This is a genomic window from Paenibacillus jiangxiensis, from assembly GCF_046098255.1.
Taxonomy (GTDB): Bacteria; Bacillota; Bacilli; order Paenibacillales; family Paenibacillaceae; genus Paenibacillus; species Paenibacillus jiagnxiensis.
This window is the reverse complement of the sequence record NZ_JBJURI010000003.1, coordinates 295,231-311,374: the sequence shown is the minus strand read 5'-3', so window position 1 is coordinate 311,374 and position 16,144 is coordinate 295,231. Positions and strand designations below refer to the sequence as shown.

The 16,144-nt window shown below is 50.0% G+C and carries 16 protein-coding genes; 10 read left to right on the top strand and 6 right to left on the bottom strand.

The window, feature by feature from the left end:
* Positions 1–214: 214 nt before the first annotated feature.
* On the top strand, positions 215–2,533 hold the full coding sequence (gene yicI, locus ACI1P2_RS05085) for an alpha-xylosidase (RefSeq protein ID WP_355317445.1): 2,319 nt from the start codon (positions 215–217) through the stop codon (positions 2,531–2,533).
* A gap of 142 nt (positions 2,534–2,675) precedes the next feature.
* On the top strand, positions 2,676–4,208 hold the full coding sequence (locus ACI1P2_RS05080; RefSeq protein WP_355317443.1) for an IS1182 family transposase: 1,533 nt from the start codon (positions 2,676–2,678) through the stop codon (positions 4,206–4,208).
* A 118-nt stretch (positions 4,209–4,326) separates the two neighbouring features.
* Here the strand turns inward: ACI1P2_RS05080 and ACI1P2_RS05075 are convergent, their stop codons facing one another.
* Entirely contained in the window at positions 4,327–4,854 is a 528-nt protein-coding gene (locus tag ACI1P2_RS05075) for a TetR/AcrR family transcriptional regulator (RefSeq protein ID WP_355317441.1), read from the bottom strand.
* Between the two features lie 179 nt (positions 4,855–5,033).
* Between ACI1P2_RS05075 and ACI1P2_RS05070 the strand changes: the two genes are divergently transcribed.
* The gene (locus tag ACI1P2_RS05070) at positions 5,034–6,326 is read left to right on the top strand and encodes an MFS transporter (protein ID WP_355317439.1); all 1,293 of its coding nucleotides are present in this window, start codon (positions 5,034–5,036) and stop codon (positions 6,324–6,326) included.
* 106 nt (positions 6,327–6,432) lie between these two features.
* Here ACI1P2_RS05070 and ACI1P2_RS05065 read toward each other — a convergent pair whose 3' ends face one another.
* From ACI1P2_RS05065 to fsa, 3 genes are all read right to left on the bottom strand, one after another.
* Positions 6,433–7,623: an MFS transporter gene (locus tag ACI1P2_RS05065; RefSeq protein ID WP_355317437.1), complete on the bottom strand. Its 1,191-nt coding sequence runs from the start codon at positions 7,621–7,623 to the stop codon at positions 6,433–6,435.
* A 1-nt stretch (position 7,624) separates the two neighbouring features.
* On the bottom strand, positions 7,625–8,080 hold the full coding sequence (locus ACI1P2_RS05060; protein ID WP_355317435.1) for a MarR family winged helix-turn-helix transcriptional regulator: 456 nt from the start codon (positions 8,078–8,080) through the stop codon (positions 7,625–7,627).
* Positions 8,081–8,263: 183 nt separating this feature from the next.
* Positions 8,264–8,914 (bottom strand): fructose-6-phosphate aldolase, encoded by a 651-nt coding sequence (gene fsa / locus ACI1P2_RS05055; RefSeq protein ID WP_355317433.1) that lies wholly within the window; start codon positions 8,912–8,914, stop codon positions 8,264–8,266.
* A 302-nt stretch (positions 8,915–9,216) separates the two neighbouring features.
* On the opposite strand from fsa, the gene ACI1P2_RS05050 reads away from it, so the two are divergent.
* A complete protein-coding gene (locus tag ACI1P2_RS05050) occupies positions 9,217–9,930 on the top strand; it encodes a TraX family protein (RefSeq protein ID WP_355317431.1) in 714 nt (237 codons plus the stop codon).
* 80 nt (positions 9,931–10,010) lie between these two features.
* Here the strand turns inward: ACI1P2_RS05050 and ACI1P2_RS05045 are convergent, their stop codons facing one another.
* The gene (locus tag ACI1P2_RS05045; protein WP_355317429.1) at positions 10,011–11,483 is read right to left on the bottom strand and encodes a methyl-accepting chemotaxis protein; all 1,473 of its coding nucleotides are present in this window, start codon (positions 11,481–11,483) and stop codon (positions 10,011–10,013) included.
* 226 nt (positions 11,484–11,709) lie between these two features.
* On the opposite strand from ACI1P2_RS05045, the gene rpiA reads away from it, so the two are divergent.
* From rpiA to ACI1P2_RS05015, 6 genes are all read left to right on the top strand, one after another.
* Complete coding sequence (rpiA, locus tag ACI1P2_RS05040) at positions 11,710–12,378, top strand: ribose-5-phosphate isomerase RpiA (RefSeq protein WP_355317427.1); 669 nt, start codon at positions 11,710–11,712, stop codon at positions 12,376–12,378.
* Positions 12,375–12,821 carry a VanZ family protein gene (locus ACI1P2_RS05035; RefSeq protein WP_355317425.1) on the top strand — a complete coding sequence of 149 codons (447 nt, stop codon included), beginning with the start codon at positions 12,375–12,377 and terminating at the stop codon, positions 12,819–12,821. Before rpiA ends, ACI1P2_RS05035 begins: the two co-directional genes overlap by 4 nt.
* A gap of 58 nt (positions 12,822–12,879) precedes the next feature.
* Positions 12,880–13,329, top strand: a complete 450-nt coding sequence (locus tag ACI1P2_RS05030) for a MarR family winged helix-turn-helix transcriptional regulator (RefSeq protein ID WP_355317423.1) — start codon at positions 12,880–12,882, stop codon at positions 13,327–13,329.
* A gap of 320 nt (positions 13,330–13,649) precedes the next feature.
* A complete protein-coding gene (locus ACI1P2_RS05025) occupies positions 13,650–14,195 on the top strand; it encodes a nucleotidyltransferase family protein (RefSeq protein WP_355317421.1) in 546 nt (181 codons plus the stop codon).
* A 43-nt stretch (positions 14,196–14,238) separates the two neighbouring features.
* The gene (locus ACI1P2_RS05020; RefSeq protein WP_355317419.1) at positions 14,239–14,667 is read left to right on the top strand and encodes a GNAT family N-acetyltransferase; all 429 of its coding nucleotides are present in this window, start codon (positions 14,239–14,241) and stop codon (positions 14,665–14,667) included.
* Positions 14,668–14,760: 93 nt separating this feature from the next.
* Positions 14,761–15,378 (top strand): GDSL-type esterase/lipase family protein, encoded by a 618-nt coding sequence (locus tag ACI1P2_RS05015; protein WP_408976134.1) that lies wholly within the window; start codon positions 14,761–14,763, stop codon positions 15,376–15,378.
* 79 nt (positions 15,379–15,457) lie between these two features.
* On the opposite strand, the gene ACI1P2_RS05010 is transcribed toward ACI1P2_RS05015, so the two are convergent.
* Complete coding sequence (locus ACI1P2_RS05010; RefSeq protein ID WP_355317415.1) at positions 15,458–16,132, bottom strand: tetratricopeptide repeat protein; 675 nt, start codon at positions 16,130–16,132, stop codon at positions 15,458–15,460.
* Positions 16,133–16,144: the final 12 nt, after the last annotated feature.

Below are 16,144 nucleotides of genomic sequence, written 5' to 3'. Positions count from 1 at the left end.
ATACGCGCATTGCAAGCCGGGTCTGGCAGATCCGGCCTTTTTCTTTTTCTCCAGGAGCCAAACGTATTAAATATATCAATATTCTGTTACAATTCATCAAAATATCAAAAGAAAACCCTTTCTTGAATCAATATTATTATAATTAAGAATTCAGCAAATTCCAAATACTATAGTAGTTTATACCGATGCAGATGATACAAGGAGGAAGCAAGCAATGAAATTTACAGACGGCTACTGGATGATCCGTAAAGGCTATGAAATTCAAAACCCGGCGGATGTGCGCGATATTGTCACGAACGGCGCTTCCATTACGGCGTATGCCGCCACCAGACGTATTGAGCGTAAAGGAGATACCTTGAACGGAACTCTCCTGAAGGCAACCTACAGCTCTCCGATGCCCGATGTCATCCGGGTAACATTGAATCACCATAAAGGACTTGTGAACAAAGGACCGGAGTTCGACATCCGAACGCTGCCTACGGAAGTGCAAATTTCCGAGCAGGAGGAAGAGGTTGTTTTGCAAAGCGGCAAGCTCAGTGTCCATGTCGGACGGGGCAAGGGTTGGAATGTCGGCTTTTATTATGACGGTAAGCGGATGACCGGCAGCGGCTACCGCGGGCCGGGTTATATCAAGGATCCAGCCGAAAAAGCGTACTTCAGGGAGCAGCTTGAGCTCGGGGTCGGCGAATATGTCTATGGTCTGGGCGAACGCTTTACACCATTTGTGAAAAACGGACAGATCGTGGATATATGGAATGAAGACGGGGGAACAAGCAGTGAGCAGGCGTATAAAAATGTTCCTTTCTACCTGTCGAGCAAAGGATATGGCGTGTTCGTCAATCACCCGGAGCGCGTCTCCTACGAGATCGCATCCGAGAACGTATCCAAGGTACAGTTCAGTGTGGAAGGCGAAACGCTGGAATATTTCATTATCGGCGGACAAGATCCGAAAGAGGTGCTGGACAACTATACGAAGCTGACCGGCAAGCCTGCGCTTCCGCCTGCGTGGACGTTCGGCCTGTGGCTGACAACCTCCTTTACGACCGATTACGATGAAGCGACGGTCAACCACTTCGTGGACGGCATGGCTGAGCGCGATCTTCCGCTGTCCGTCTTTCACTTCGACTGCTTCTGGATGAAGGAGTACCAATGGTGCGATTTTCAGTGGGATAAGGATATGTTCCCCGATCCGGAAGGTATGCTGCGCAGACTGAAAGAGAAAGGCCTTAAAATCTGTGCCTGGATTAATCCGTACATTGCGGAAAAATCGATTCTGTTCGATGAAGGCGTGGAGAACGGATATCTGGTAAAAAGAGCCGACGGTAGTGTATGGCAGTGGGATATGTGGCAGGCGGGCATGGGACTGGTCGACTTCACCAATCCGGATGCGGTGGCGTGGTACCAAGGCAAGCTGGCAGCGCTGATTGACCAGGGCGTCGACTGCTTCAAAACCGATTTCGGCGAGCGAATCCCGACCGATGTTGTCTATTATGACGGTTCCGATCCTTATAAAATGCACAATTATTATACTCATTTATACAATAAAGCTGTTTTCGAACTGTTGGAGCAGAAGCTGGGCAAAAATGAAGCAGCCCTGTTTGCGCGCTCCGCAACCGCCGGAGGCCAGCAGTTCCCCATTCACTGGGGTGGCGATTGCTCTTCCACTTATGAATCCATGGCTGAATCCCTGCGGGGAGGATTGTCGCTTGGACTGAGCGGATTTGGCTTCTGGAGCCACGATATCAGCGGTTTTGAAAATACGGCAACACCTGATGTCTACAAGCGGTGGGTGCAATTTGGCTTGCTGTCCTCCCACAGCAGGCTGCACGGCAGTTCATCCTATCGTGTGCCATGGCTGTTTGACGAGGAAGCGGTGGACGTGGTGCGCGTCTTTACGAAGCTGAAATGCTCCCTGATGCCGTATCTGTACAGCTCGGCCGTGGAATCCTCCGTACGCGGGCTGCCTATGATGCGGGCGATGCTGCTGGAGTTCCCTGACGATCCAACGACACATGCGCTTGACCGCCAGTACATGTTCGGCGACTCGCTGCTGGTCGCGCCGATCTTCAACGCGGAAGGCAGCGTGCAGTATTACCTGCCGGAAGGCCGCTGGACGAACCTGCTTACAGGGGAAGTCGTGGAAGGCGGGCGCTGGCGCAAGGAAAACCACAGCTTCATGACACTGCCGCTGCTGGTGAAGCCGAACAGCCTGATCGCAATCGGGCGTGAAGACAGCCGCCCGGATTATGATTATGCCGATGGCGTTCAGCTTCATCTGTTCGAGCTGGAAGATGGCGCTTCTGCCAAGAGCGTTGTGAGCAGCACAGCCGGAGAAGTGGAGCTGACTGTGTCCGTCAAGCGTGAAGGCGGAAAACTGTCCATCGTGTCCGAAGGAGCCGGCAAGCCTTGGAGCGTCGTGCTGCGCGGGATCAGCGAGCTGTCAGGTATTGACGGAGGAAGCAGCGAGCAGGGAAGCCAAGGGGTTGTCATTACACCGGCCGGCCTGAATGGATCTGTAACTGTAACTCTTTAATACCGGATGTATGGAAATGGGGCTGTCCCAAAAGTCATCGTAGATGACTGAGGGACGCCCCTTTTTCAATTTTGTCACAGAAAAAGAAGCCTTTCCTTAGTAAAATGGAAGTGTCGAGCAACCATTCAAAGGAGGGCTTCTTTTGTACATTCAATATACCATGGACCAACTCTATCTGCCAATGGACTTAGAACAAGATATTCCAGAAAATCACCTCGTTCGAGTCGTTAACGCAGCCGTAAACCGGATTGATGACCAGATTTTTGCTGCTGCTTACCCAGGAGGAGGGCGCAACAGCTACCATCCCAAAATGCTCACTAAAATCATCATTTACGCCTACACGCAGCGGATTTACTCCTCTCGCCAAATCGCCAAAGCGGTCCGGGAGAACGTCATGTTCATGTGGATTGCAGGCAGACAACGCCCGGATTTCCGTACCATCAATCGCTTTCGTTCCGAGCGGATGAAAGACGTTTTGGAAATGGTCTTCACCGCTGTTCTTGAGCTTCTTGTTGCAGAAAAATATGTCCAGCTCGACCATTACTTTGTAGATGGCACTACGTTTGTATGGGGCAAAGCGGTTGTGAAATATAAAGCAAAGCTGCAAGAAAAAGTTCACACCTTATTTGCCACCATTGAGGAACATGAGAAGCAAGAAGAACAAGAACATACAGGGCAGGATCTTCCTGAACTTGGTGAAGCCTCTTCTCTCACGAGCGAAAAATTAGAGAGCGCCGTGCAGCAATTGGAAGCCAGGTTGCAAGAGAAGCCGAAAGACAAGCCTTTAAAGAAAGCGGTCCGCGTGCTGCGTAAGAACCTGCTTCCCCGTATGCAAAAATACGAAACTCAGCAACAGATTCTCGGCAGCCGAAACAGCTACAGCAAAACCGATCCAGACGCCACCTTCATGCGGATGAAAGAAGATCATATGCGTAATGGCCAGCTCAAGCCGGGCTACAACATACAGATCGGAACAGAAAACCAATTCATTATCGGCTACAGCTTGCATCAGCGTCCCACCGACACCCGCTGCCTGAAGCCACATTTGGAGAAAGTCAAAGCGGCGCTTGGCAAGTTGCCGAAAACCATCATCGCAGATGCAGGATACGGTGGAGAAGAAAACTACGCCTACCTGGAAAATGAACAACTGGAAGCCTTGGTGAAATACAGCACATACCACAAGGAAAAGTCAAAAAAGTGGAAGCAAGATATTAGCAAGCTGGACAACTGGCAGTACGACGAGGCAGAAGATATCTGGACATGTGCGGCTGGACGCAAACTGCAGTTTCGTTATGAAAGCAAGGAAACGACGGAGAGTGGATATGAGGTGTACAAAAGACATTACCGAAGTGAAGGCTGTGAAGGTTGTCCGCTCAAAGAAGCTTGCACCAAAGCCAAAGGGGATCGCCAAATCAGCGTAAGCATGAAGTATCTGAATTACAAGCAGCAAGCCCGCGAGAAACTCCGAAGCGAGGAAGGGTACGCGCTGTCGGTACGGAGAATGATTGAACCGGAAAGTGTGTTTGGACAAATCAAAAACAATCGGGGATTCAGACGTTTTCTGCTTCGAGGCCTGCGAAAAGTGAGCCTTGAGGTCGGGTGGCTTTCGCTCGCCCACAATCTGCTCAAGAAGGCGGTAATGGACCAAAAGCCAGAAAAGGCGGTACAGGGATGAACTCCCTGGCACCGCCTTTTCTTTAATTTTACTGTTTTTTTCATAAAGTGAACTGTCTTATGAAGCGCAAGGAAGTACTTATGGGACAGCCCCATTTTTTTCATTATCGTATGTTTCCTCAATCATCTGTCTTCATTAATTCCGGCATATCCAATGCCATGGAAATGTTGCACAGCATACCTCTTGCCAGAAAAAGCATCGTTCTTTCGGCAGGCTCGGAAATGCCTGCTTCCACAAAAGCATTAAGCACGATCTGTCTGATGCTGTCGAAGCCTTCCCGCATCACCTCGACGATCGGTGCATCCATAATCGTCTGGGCCTGCATTTGCAGCAGCACTTCATTGCGGTGTTCATACATGATCTTCTGATAGGCGGTTATGAGTTCTTTCTCCAGGAGTTCAGACGGAACAGTGCTCACGACCTGGTTGAAGGAATCTGAGATCCGAGTCCAGGATGTCTTCAGTGCCACACGCAGCAGCTCCTCCTTGGTAGAAAAAAACTTAAAGATGTACGGTTGTGATATATTTGTCCGTTCCGCTACTTTGGCTGTGGTAGCCCTGTAAAACCCCATTTCCGCAAAAACTTCGATGGCGGCAGAAATGATTTCGTTCTGGCGGCTGACGGAAACTGCTGAATTTTTGGCCATAGGCTGAATCATCCTTATCCATTGAATATAGTAATTAATCAATCACTAACTACAATATACATGAGTTCAAATCCAAATGCAAACAGTCATTGTTCACAAATGCAGGTGGGTGACTGCCTTGTATAATAAAGGCGCCGCCCAACCACAATAACTTTATTCTGTGCAAAGGTGGTTTGGGGATGCGTCATAACCAACTGAATTTGATTGCCCTTGGCTCCATCCCGCTCATGGCAACACTCGGAAATTCCATGCTTATTCCCGTTTTGCCCGAAATCGGCAGGGAATTGCACGTCGGCTCCTTGCGGGTAAGTATGCTGATTACTGTGTATGCGGTTGCGGCGATTGTGCTCATTCCTTTTGCAGGTTATTTATCCGATAAATTTGGTCGGAAAGCTGTGATTGTTCCGAGCTTAATTATTGCTATTGCAGGTGCGGGGGTTTCCGCCGCAGGTGCCTGGCTGATGAAGGACGGCGCAGCGTATTGGACCATTATCGGGGGGCGGTTATTACAGGGGATTGGTGCGGCAGGAGCTTTTCCGATTGTCATTCCTTTGGTCGGTGATCTGTATGAGGATGAGGAAGCGGCCAGCCGCAGTCTTGGAGTTATTGAAACCTACAACACTTTTGGGAAAGTGTTAAGCCCCATTCTGGGGGCTGCTTTGGGGGTTCTGCTCTGGTATCTTCCGCTGCTGGTGATCCCTGGATTTTTTCTCATTTCCATGCTGCTCGTGCTGTTCATTGTCCGGGCTCCAAAGCGCAAGAAGGATTCGACGACTATCAAGGAATTTGCAGTAGGGATAAAAAACATCCTGGCTGAAAAGGGAAGATGGCTTTATGCCATTTTTGCCGTTGGCTGCATATGCATGCTTATTATTTTTGGTACGCTTTTTTACCTGTCGGAGACACTGGAGTCGGATTACGGGCTTCATGGTATTCTGAAGGGGCTTGTGCTCGCCATTCCGCTGGCGGCCCTTTGCCTGTTCTCTTATCTTGGAGGGAAAGCGGCGGGGAAAAATAAGAAACGGATGAAATGGCTCAGCTTCGCAGGGCTTGCGCTCATGGCCGGAAGCCTTGCCGTTATCGGCTTGTTCCGTAATATTTATGGGGTTACAGGTCTCTTTGCTCTGGGAGGGGCCGGCATTGGTCTTGCGCTTCCCTGTCTGGATGCGCTGATTACGAAAGGAATCGGCAAGAAGGAGAGGGGAACCATCACATCCATTTACAGCAGCATGCGGTTTCTGGGTGTCTCCTTGGGTCCTCCGGCTGTATCGCTGCTGCTTGCAGGGGGGCACAGTCTTCTCTTCGGGGTGCTGGCCGGGATGGGAGGCATTGCTGCGCTGCTGATGTTGATGTCTGTCAAGCCAAAGCAAGGTGATCCGGAGAGCGGAGACAGCGGGAAAAGGAGAAGCCGTTTCCCGCATGGATCTGTCAACGCTGTCCCGGGAATACGGCGCAAAACGCCGGCAAAATAACGAAAGCCCAGGTCTCCATTTGCCGGAAACCTGGGCTTTAATCGCAACAATAAAAATCACTAAGTACGGTCTGTCTTCAGTGAATGTTCCTCGATAGGCGTGTTTCTTATATGGTGCTTTTTTGCGGGGCTGTCTGCTTAAATGCTCCCAAAACGTAAATAACGATCATGATTACAATGGCAATCGCCGAAAAGCGGTACATGGCCGCGTAATCGGATGCTTTGGCAATGACCCCCAGGATGAGCGCGCCTATGGCCACACCCAGATCAAGCGAGTTAAGAAACATGCCGTTAGCCATGCCCCGCTGTTTGGGGGACACGACCTGGATCATCCATGTCTGCAAGGCAGGCTGCATTGCTCCGAAGCCAATGCCGTAACAGAGGGCGGACATATACATCCAGGCATCCGTATGGGCAAAGGAGAGCAGCACCAGGCCACCGATCAGGAACAGGGAGCCAGGCAGCAGCAGTGCTTTATGACCGTAGCGATCATAGATCCGTCCGGAAAATGGTCTGACAAGCAGCACCGCCAGCGCATTAAACAAAAAGAAAAAGGCCGGATGCGCCAAATGAGCCTCTTCGCCGTACAAGGCCATGAAACCTATCAGGCCGCCGTAGGTGATGGACATCAAAAAATTGAGGGCGCCGGGGATGAGCAGGCGGCGGTTAAAGCCCGGCTTTTTCCCGTCTTCAAGCGGCACCATCGGCGGCTCAATATGCCCTTTTGGAAGCTTTCTCACCAGCCACAACGCGAGTGGAAAGATCACGACAATGACAAATGCGGTCGAAAATACAAGCGTGTTGAATCCGCTGTATTGAAGCAATGAAATCCCGATGGTTGGGCCGATGGACATCGCAAGGCTTGTGGAAAGGCCGAAGTATCCCATCCCTTCTCCCAGGCGCTTTACAGGAATAATATCGGAAGCCATCGTCGGAAAAGCAGTGCTGCTCATGCCAAAGCCGATACCGAACAGCATGCGCATGATCAGCAACAAGGCGATGGTTGGTGCCACACTGTACCCGAGAGTTCCGATCAAGGAAAGCAGCAGGCCTATGAATATAAGCTGGCTGCGGTGTCCTTTCTCAAGGAGCCGTGCGGAGAAAAGTCTTGCGACTATGGCGCTCAGGGCAAACAGTGTGGTGACTAGGCTGACCTGAACGGAGTTGGCGTTAAAGGCGGTTTTTACATAAGACGGAATAGAGGATACGATCATTTGTAATTCCAAAAATAAAAAAAGATTCGATACCGTCAGAACAATAAAACCCTTTGTCCACAACGGTTCTTTCACTTGCTGCATATTATTGTGTCTCTCCTTGCTGTTCTAACTCGGTGATGTTGGCTTGAATCTGCCGAAGGGTGGTCATAAAGTGCTCAAAATCACGTTCGTCAATACCTTTCAGAAACTCGCTGCTGATCTGCTTTTCAATGGGCAAAGTCTCTTCCATCAACTTGCGGCCGGCGTCGGTCAGGTACAGCAGATAAGCCCGGCGGTCCTGTGCGGATGGGGCACGGCGCGCCCAGCCCTTGCGGTCTAGAACATCCATTAACCGTGCGGTCGTCGGCTGGTCCTTCGCGGAACGGAGGGAGATCTCCTTCTGATTCAGGCCTTCTTCCCTGTAAATCTGATGCAGAACGGACCATTGTTCAGGTGTAATATCATAATCTTTCAATCTGTTCATTAAAAGCTGGCTCATGCGGCGGTAGGTTATGCCAAGAATGGCGCCAATCGAACGTTCATGAGGAGTGATATACATAGCTGCTCCTTTCTGTACAAAAAAATACTTGTCTCAACAAGTATATATGGGAGTTTATTCTTTTGTCAAAGAAAAAAGAAAATAGGGAGGAAGATTGCGAAAATTTTCATAGTGTTACAGATAGGAGGGAAGATTTACAAAGAAAAAAAGGCCGCATTGGAATGCAGCCTTGCTGATTATAGGTTACTTCGATTGAGGGACTTTTTCCCAGTCCTTCAGGAAGCGTTCAATACCGATGTCCGTAAGCGGATGCTTCCAGAGGGAAGGAAGGAGGGAGCCAGGGATCGTTGCGATATGCGACCCAGCCAGGGCAGCGTCCTCCACATGCTTGATATTGCGAATGGAGGCGGCAATGATTTCCGACTTGAGATCATGGAAATCGAGAATTTGTCTCAGATCACGGATCAGCTGCATGCCATCTACAGCAATATCATCCAAACGTCCGACAAACGGGCTGATAAAGGTAGCGCCAGCTTTGGCAGCCATCAGGCCTTGGGCGGCGGAAAAGATAAGTGTGACATTGGTCTTAATTCCGTTTTTGGTCAGCTCATTGCAGGCATACAGACCGTCCTCGGTCATTGGCAGCTTGATCACTACGTTGGAGGCCCATTTTGCAATTTCGTAAGCTTCCTCCAGCATTTGTTCCGCCTTAAGGCCGATAACCTCAGCGCTTACCGGTCCTTTGACGATGCCGCAGATTTCCTGAATGACTTCCTTGAATACTTTTCCTTCCTTTGCAATCAGTGAAGGGTTGGTAGTCACGCCGTCAACAAGGCCAAGACGCTCAATACGTTTGATTTCCTCGACATTACCGGTATCCAAGAAAAACTTCATGAAAAGAACTCCTCCTCAGTGTTTGTGCTCAGTTTAGATTTTGCAAAATGCTCGGAAAACAACCTTCGTTCTGCAAAAATTTATTAGTGGTAGCATCATGCAAGCTTAAAAAGTAAAATTAGTATGTACCAATTACATACCTTTCCAGAAACCCTTGGTAACGTTATATTACCCATTTGGACAAGAAGGTAATCACTATTTGCAGGGTGACTAAGAGGAATTTCATCAGCGCGCTGCTCCGGCTGAGTGGTGGAGGGTATCAGCAGAATACGGTCGAATAAGAAGACGGGGGGGCAAGGCTATTGCACTGGATTGCGATGATCACGATGCTGATTGACCACATTGGAGCGGCGTTTTACCCGAGTGAACTCGCTCCATGGCGGATTATAGGAAGGATTGCCTTTCCGATTTACACCTTTGCCCTGTATCTGGGATATGTGCACACAAGGAATATGAAACGCTACATGCTTCGTTTATTGGTGCTCGCTTTGCTGTCACAGTTGCCCTTTATGTTTGCGCTTGGTACAGCCGGGTTGAACGTTATTTTCACCCTGCTCGTGTCTCTGCTGGCGCTGGCGGGTGCAGACAGGCTAAAGAGGCCGGGACTGATGATTCCCTTTTATATGATTGTCGGGGCATTTATGGAATGGTCCAATATGGATTATGGCGCATATGGCCTTGGGCTTGTACTGGTCTTCCGTTATACGCGGGGAGTGTGGATGGTGATTGCCCATTTTGTGCTTAATCTTCTGTATGAGCTGTGGAACTTCCGTTATATCGGCTACACGTACTATCAGCCATTTGCGATGATTCAGCATTTCAGCATTATTTCAACGATTGTCATCAGTCTGTTTCAGCCGAGCCCGGGGGTGTTCCGCAGAACGGTTCCACGCTGGCTGTGGATCAGCTTCTACCCGGTTCATTTAGCGGTCATTGCGCTCATTGTTATTAACCAGTCTGGTATTGATTCGGTGCTGCAGAACATTGTCGACGATTTCTATACCGAGTACAGATAGCGCCGAGTGTTTCATAACAAATAAAAAGAATGCCTCAGGTCAACAGCCCTTCTAAGACACTCTCATTATCTGCAAACGCTCTATGTTTTTGGCGGCTGTTCCTCGGCAACCATGAAATAAGAGGTAAGCTCCTGCAGTTCTTCAGCCATCATGCTCAGTTTATTGGACGAAGTGGTGATGGCGGCGATCGATGCCCATTGCTCCTCCACGGATCGGGAAATTTGGCCGCTGCTGGCTGCCGTACTGGTGATCATGGCAGACAGGTGATCGGAGGAAGCCTTCATTTCCTGTATGCCGGCCGAAATTTCGGCCGTTGCCGCCCATGTATGCTGCACCTGCTCTGCCACCTGGGCGATGGCTTGCTGCATGTTCATAAAAACGTCGGTGGCCTTTTTTACCATTTCCGGCGCATCATCCGCCGTTCGGACACTCTCTGTCAAGCGATGAACGATTTCCATGCCTACCTCAGACCGCTGCCGCAGCAGTTCCGCTTCTCTTGCCAGATTGGTGGAATTTTCAGTTACGGACTGAATCACGGCGGCCATATCGGACATCGCGAGCGCACTGTCGGCAGTAGCTTTGGCCTGTACTCGTAAATTATCGGAAATTTCATTAATGTTCCGGTTGATGATATTGGCATTGCTGTCGTTTTGCTCACAGATCACCGACAGCTCCTTGGCCGATTCGCTTACTTCATCTGTGGTTTGTTGTACCTTTGCCATAATTTCGTTCATTCTGCAGATCATATGGTTAAATCTTTCATTTACCCGGCCAAGGTCATCCCTTCCGGTCTGGATGCGGATGTCCAGTCTGCCGCGGCTGACTTCCTCAATGCCTGAGATCAGGGCCTTAACGGGAGCGAGCGTTCCTTTGACGACAAGATACTGCAGAAGCAGACAAATGACGAGGAAGCCGGCAAGAATAAGGATATTATGGACAAGCAGCCTTTGCAGGCCGTCGCGAATGGCGCTGGCATCGGCGTCTACGGCAAAATAGGCGAATTTTTTGTTCGTTTCGTCCATGATCGGATAGATGATGGTGGTGAATTCGCCGAAGCTGTCCTGATAAATGTCGGTAAACACAGGCTGGCTCGTATCGAGCATTTTGCCCAAGGCCTGTGCTACTTCAGCCGGCTGTTGGTACATATCACCGACACCCAGCTTCCATTCCCGCTCCATATCCTGTCTCAATGGGGTTGGCATGGCAACAATGGACGTACCAAGACGATTTTTCCCGCCAAGCTCTGTCCCGAAAATATAAGCATGCTCGATATTGGGATTGTGCTCGGACACTGCATCCAGAAAGGCCCGCAGTTTTGTCTGAGCAGGACCGTCATAGCTTTGTTCCTTCACGGCTTTGCGGACAAGACCGGCATCCAATCCGGAAAACCATTCTGCCGTGGTTTTTTCAATTTGATTGCGCAGCTGATCCGTGAGGATGTTCCGCTGGTTAAAATAGCTTGAGCATATGAGTGCCGTACCGATCAGAATGATATTCATGAACGACAGCAATAGATTTTTATGAAAAAAAGAAAGCGTACGCCAATTAAACACGAAATTCACTCCCAAAATTGCGATGAATCGACAATGGCCGACAAATTTATCATAATCGATTTTGGCCAAAAAAACATCAATAAGTGGTGGATAATTCTATGAAACACGCTATAATTAGCCTGAATCTAAAAGAAGACCAATAATATGTAGCAGGTTGCTTGATGATGGAACGGCAATAAACTAAGCTGTGTAATGATTGTACTCAATAAGCTCGGGAGTTGATAAGATGAATTTGAAAAAAACAGCCGCGGAAAAAGCGGTGGAAGCGATCAAAGACGGCATGTGCATTGGGCTTGGAACAGGCTCAACGGCATACTGGGCGATACAGAAAATCGGGGAACGGGTCAGGGAGGGCCTGAAAATTGAAGCTGTTGCGACGTCTGTAGCTTCGGAAGAGCTGGCGGTTCAGCTGGGCGTTCCCATTGTTCCCTTTGAAAATATTACGAGACTGGACATTACGATTGATGGAGCCGATGAGGTAAGTCCGCAGCTGCATTTGATCAAAGGCGGCGGCGGAGCGCTGCTGCGGGAGAAGATTGTTGCGGCCAATACGGATTATTTTATCGTAGTCGCTGATGAAAGCAAGGCCGTAGATACCCTGGGCAGCTTTGCGCTCCCGGTTGAGGTTGTGCCTTTTGCCAGCGAATGGACCAAGAGAAGACTTGAGGCTTCCTGCCCGGATGTGCAGTGGCGGCTTAAGGACGGTGTGAAATATATTACCGATAACGGTAACTACATCGCCGACTGCAGGTATGGAGAGATCCATGATCCGGCAGAGCTGGAAGCCATGCTGAACAGCATTCCGGGCGTGGTGGACAACGGATTGTTCGTCGGGATGGCCGATAAAGTCATTATCGCCAAGTCCGACGGAGAGCTGGATATCCGGGTGAAATGAAAGCAGGCAGCTCTAAAATAGCGGCGGTGCTCCTGCTCATCTATGCGATTCTGCTGATTTACTGGATGTTTTTAGGATTTGGAAGGACATGGGACTTTGCAGCCCCTTATAGATACAATTTACATCCTTTGCGAACGATTACCAGCTACATAAGGTCGGCTGATATTCTCCCGTTCAGTGTTTGGGGAGTAAATTTGCTGGGCAATGTTGCCGTATTCATTCCGGTTGGAGCGCTGCTTGCTGTCATGATGCAACGTCGCCCGCGCCTGCTGCATATGCTGGCCGGCTTTCTTCCGGCCCTGCTTTTGCTTGAGCTGCTGCAAATGGTGCTCAGGGCAGGCAGTTTTGATGTAGATGATGTGCTGCTTAACACGGCAGGAGCATGCTTGGGCTGGGTTCTCGTAGCAAGAGCTTTTTTCGGGAAGAGACAGCGGCAAACTTGACAACTACATGCAATTGGGATATCTTCGAATGAAGATAATTGTATGGAGGATTTCTAATATGTCCAAAACTCTTGATGAACATGAATTGGCTCTCAATTTATTTGTAGTGCTCGCCCGTGCCTATAACTCGGTCACCTCACGCACGAACCGTGATATTCAAAGCCATGGTTTGAACACGACCGAATTTGGCGTACTGGATCTGCTCTATCACCGGGGGCCGCAGCCTCTGCAGAAGATCGGGGAGAAAGTCCTTATTTCCAGCGGGAATATAACGTATGTTGTGGATAAGCTGCAGAAGAAGAACCTGCTTAGACGGCGCGCCTCTCAGGACGACCGCCGGGTTATTTTTGCAGAACTGACGGAAGAAGGCAGACACTTTTTTGAGCAAATTTTTCCGCAGCACAAGCAGGTTATTTTTGACACGGTCAGCGGGCTTTCGGCAGAGGAGAAGGAGCAGGCTGTGGTTTTGCTAAAAAAACTGGGACTTTCGGCTGAAGGCTCTCTTTAGGGTAGTTCAAAAAGTCATCTTTTGATCACGAAGGAAGTCAGGAAGCGGACTCGACATCGAATCTTGAATTCAGCCGGGACTAAGCGGATGCTTCCGAAGCATGTTTCCTGCGGAAACATTTCAGGTGCTCACGTACCCCAAAGTACGCTCCGTTCCTCAGTCCCTAGCTTCATCCAACCTTCTCGGTGCTGAAAACCTGACTTTTTGAACACGCACTATAGGGGTATCTGTCATATAACACTTTTCTACCGTACCGGTTTGCCTGACCGGTACTTTTTTTGCCAAACGGATTTGTATGCCGTGTTTTGAGGGGGATGATCATGAAACATGAGGAGCTTCTGTATTCTTATATGGATGATCCGCTGGTGATTGAGGATTTGAAGCGGGTCAGGGAGCTTGGCCTTCCGCAGGGCTGCATCGCCGCCGGTTATGTAAGGAATCGGGTCTGGGATAAGCTGCATGGTTATGTAGCTCTGACACCCTTGAATGATATTGATGTCATTTATTATGACCCCGGCAATACGCTGGAGGAGAGGGATCATCATTTGCAGCAGCTGCTGAACCGGGGGCAAATCAACCGCCACTGGTCCGTTAAAAACCAGGCCCGCATGCATGAGCGCAACGGTGATCCTCCTTATGCTTCCGCAGAGGATGCCATGCGGTATTGGCCCGAGACGGCGACTGCTGTAGGCATATACATGGACGTTCAGGATGTTATGCACACTGTTGCGCCATTTGGCCTTGACGATCTGTTTGAGATGAGAGTCAGAAAAAGCCCGTGTTTTCGAAATACGACCGCTTTCAGGATACGTGTGTTTCAAAAGGAATGGCTTGACACCTGGCCGCTGCTGATTATGGATCAGTAGGGATGAAGTAATGATGGAGAATCATGAAAGGGGTTAAAGATGAATGCTTAAAAATATCAAGTCCGAAACGGACCGGCCCGAAGTGCGCGAGCTGCTCGGTTATGCCAACGTTGCGGGCAGGGAAGAAGAAAAAGAGATCATTAACCATTACAAAACGGATGACCGTCTGCATCTGTACGGTTATGAGGATGACGGGCTGATCGTAGGATTGCTGGGGTTCGAGCGTAAGGATAAGGGTATTATTCATCTGCATCATATCGCGGTGCTGCCGGAGAACCGGCTTAAGGGCTACGGGCGGGGAATGCTGCTTCAGCTGATCAAGGATCTTGATCCTGAGCAAATCACTGCGGATACTGACGAAGAAGGTGCGCAATTTTTCCGGAATCTCAGCTTTACTGTATACGGATCAGAGGATCCGCTGACAGGACTGGAATCTTTCCATTGTGTCTATGACATGGTGGACGAAGAATAAGCATATACCGTGCCGCAGCCGTCTTTCATCTCATAAGCTAGGATATCGGGAGTAAAAATCTGATGATCCGCCGGCCAGGAGGTGAGAGAGTTGGTGTACCGCTATACGGCCATTGGCGATTCACTTACAGCCGGGACAGGGGCGCTGCCGGGAAACGGTTTTGCCCCGTTATATTGGAGGTCCATTGAGAGATATTCGGGCAGCCGGGTCCTCTATCAAAATTTGGGAGTCAATGGAATGACCTGTCCTGAGCTGCTGCGGAATGTGACAAGTTCCCCTGTCTACAGAACCGCTCTGGCGCAGGCTGATATTATAACCGTCTCCATTGGGGGAAATGACCTGATCCGTCTGGCCAGATCCTCCGGGGGCAAAAATATCCGCTCCGAATTGGCTCGGCTGCATGGGTGCTTGCGTCAGACTCTTGCCGTGTTATACAGCATAAAATCAGGCAGCCGTTCGCCGTTTCTGATTCGATTCGTGGGACTGTACAATCCCTTCCCGGAGCTGCCTGAAGCCGTCTGGGGAATTCGCAGCTTTAATGCGTCTCTAAGCTCGATGAGCGGCCCATACTGCCGTGTGGCCCATATTTATCACGAGTTTGAGGGCAGGGAGCGGCAGTTGCTTTCGGTTGACAGAGTCCATCCAAATGGGCGCGGCTACCGCGTGATTGCTGCCCGGCTTGATAGGATCGGTTTTGCGCCGCTGTTTTGACGGAAAAAAAGTGGAGCACGGAAAAAAGGAAGTTCTTGCACATTGGCGAGAACTTCCTTTTTTTAGTGTTACGCACAGGTCAGCCTGTCAGCTTGCGGTACCAGCTGCGCAGCGCCCATTTGCGTTCGCTGCGCCGCCGGTATTTGGGCAGGGAGCGATAGACGGCCAATGATTGCGCAAACGCCTCGGCCGCTTCGGGTTTCAAGCCGAGGGAGCGGTACAGCATGCCGGACAGATAGTAGCCTTCGCTTGAGGAGCTCTGTATGCTTTGGAACTGCTCCAGGTAAGCGAGAGCCTTGTTATGGTCTGTGTCCCTGAATGCGGCTGCCAGGCGCAGGTAAGGCTCGCCATATTGTACACGCGGATTAATTTCGAGAGCTTGCAGCAGATGGGCTTCACCCTGCTCCTTGTCGTCGTCCATCAGCTCGGCAGACCCTACAGCGCACCAGTAATCTGCAGACTGTTCGTAGCTTGAACGAATGTCATGCAGCAGCCTGAGCGCTTCGCCGTGCTTCTTCCTCTCAAGCAGGCTGCGGGCGAGATCAAAACGGGCCGATACATCATTTGCGTTCAAGGTGATCTGCTGGCGCAGCTTGCTCTCATTGCGTCTCCGTTTCCAGGGCCGGGTCAGGCTTGGGAATATCCCGACAAATCTCCGGTCCAGCGCATAAATGACCACGACTAAAATCAGCAGCGCCAGAAAGGGATTGCCCACAAACCATAACAGCAGGGAAAACAGAATAAATTTACTCATTTTTCTTGTTTC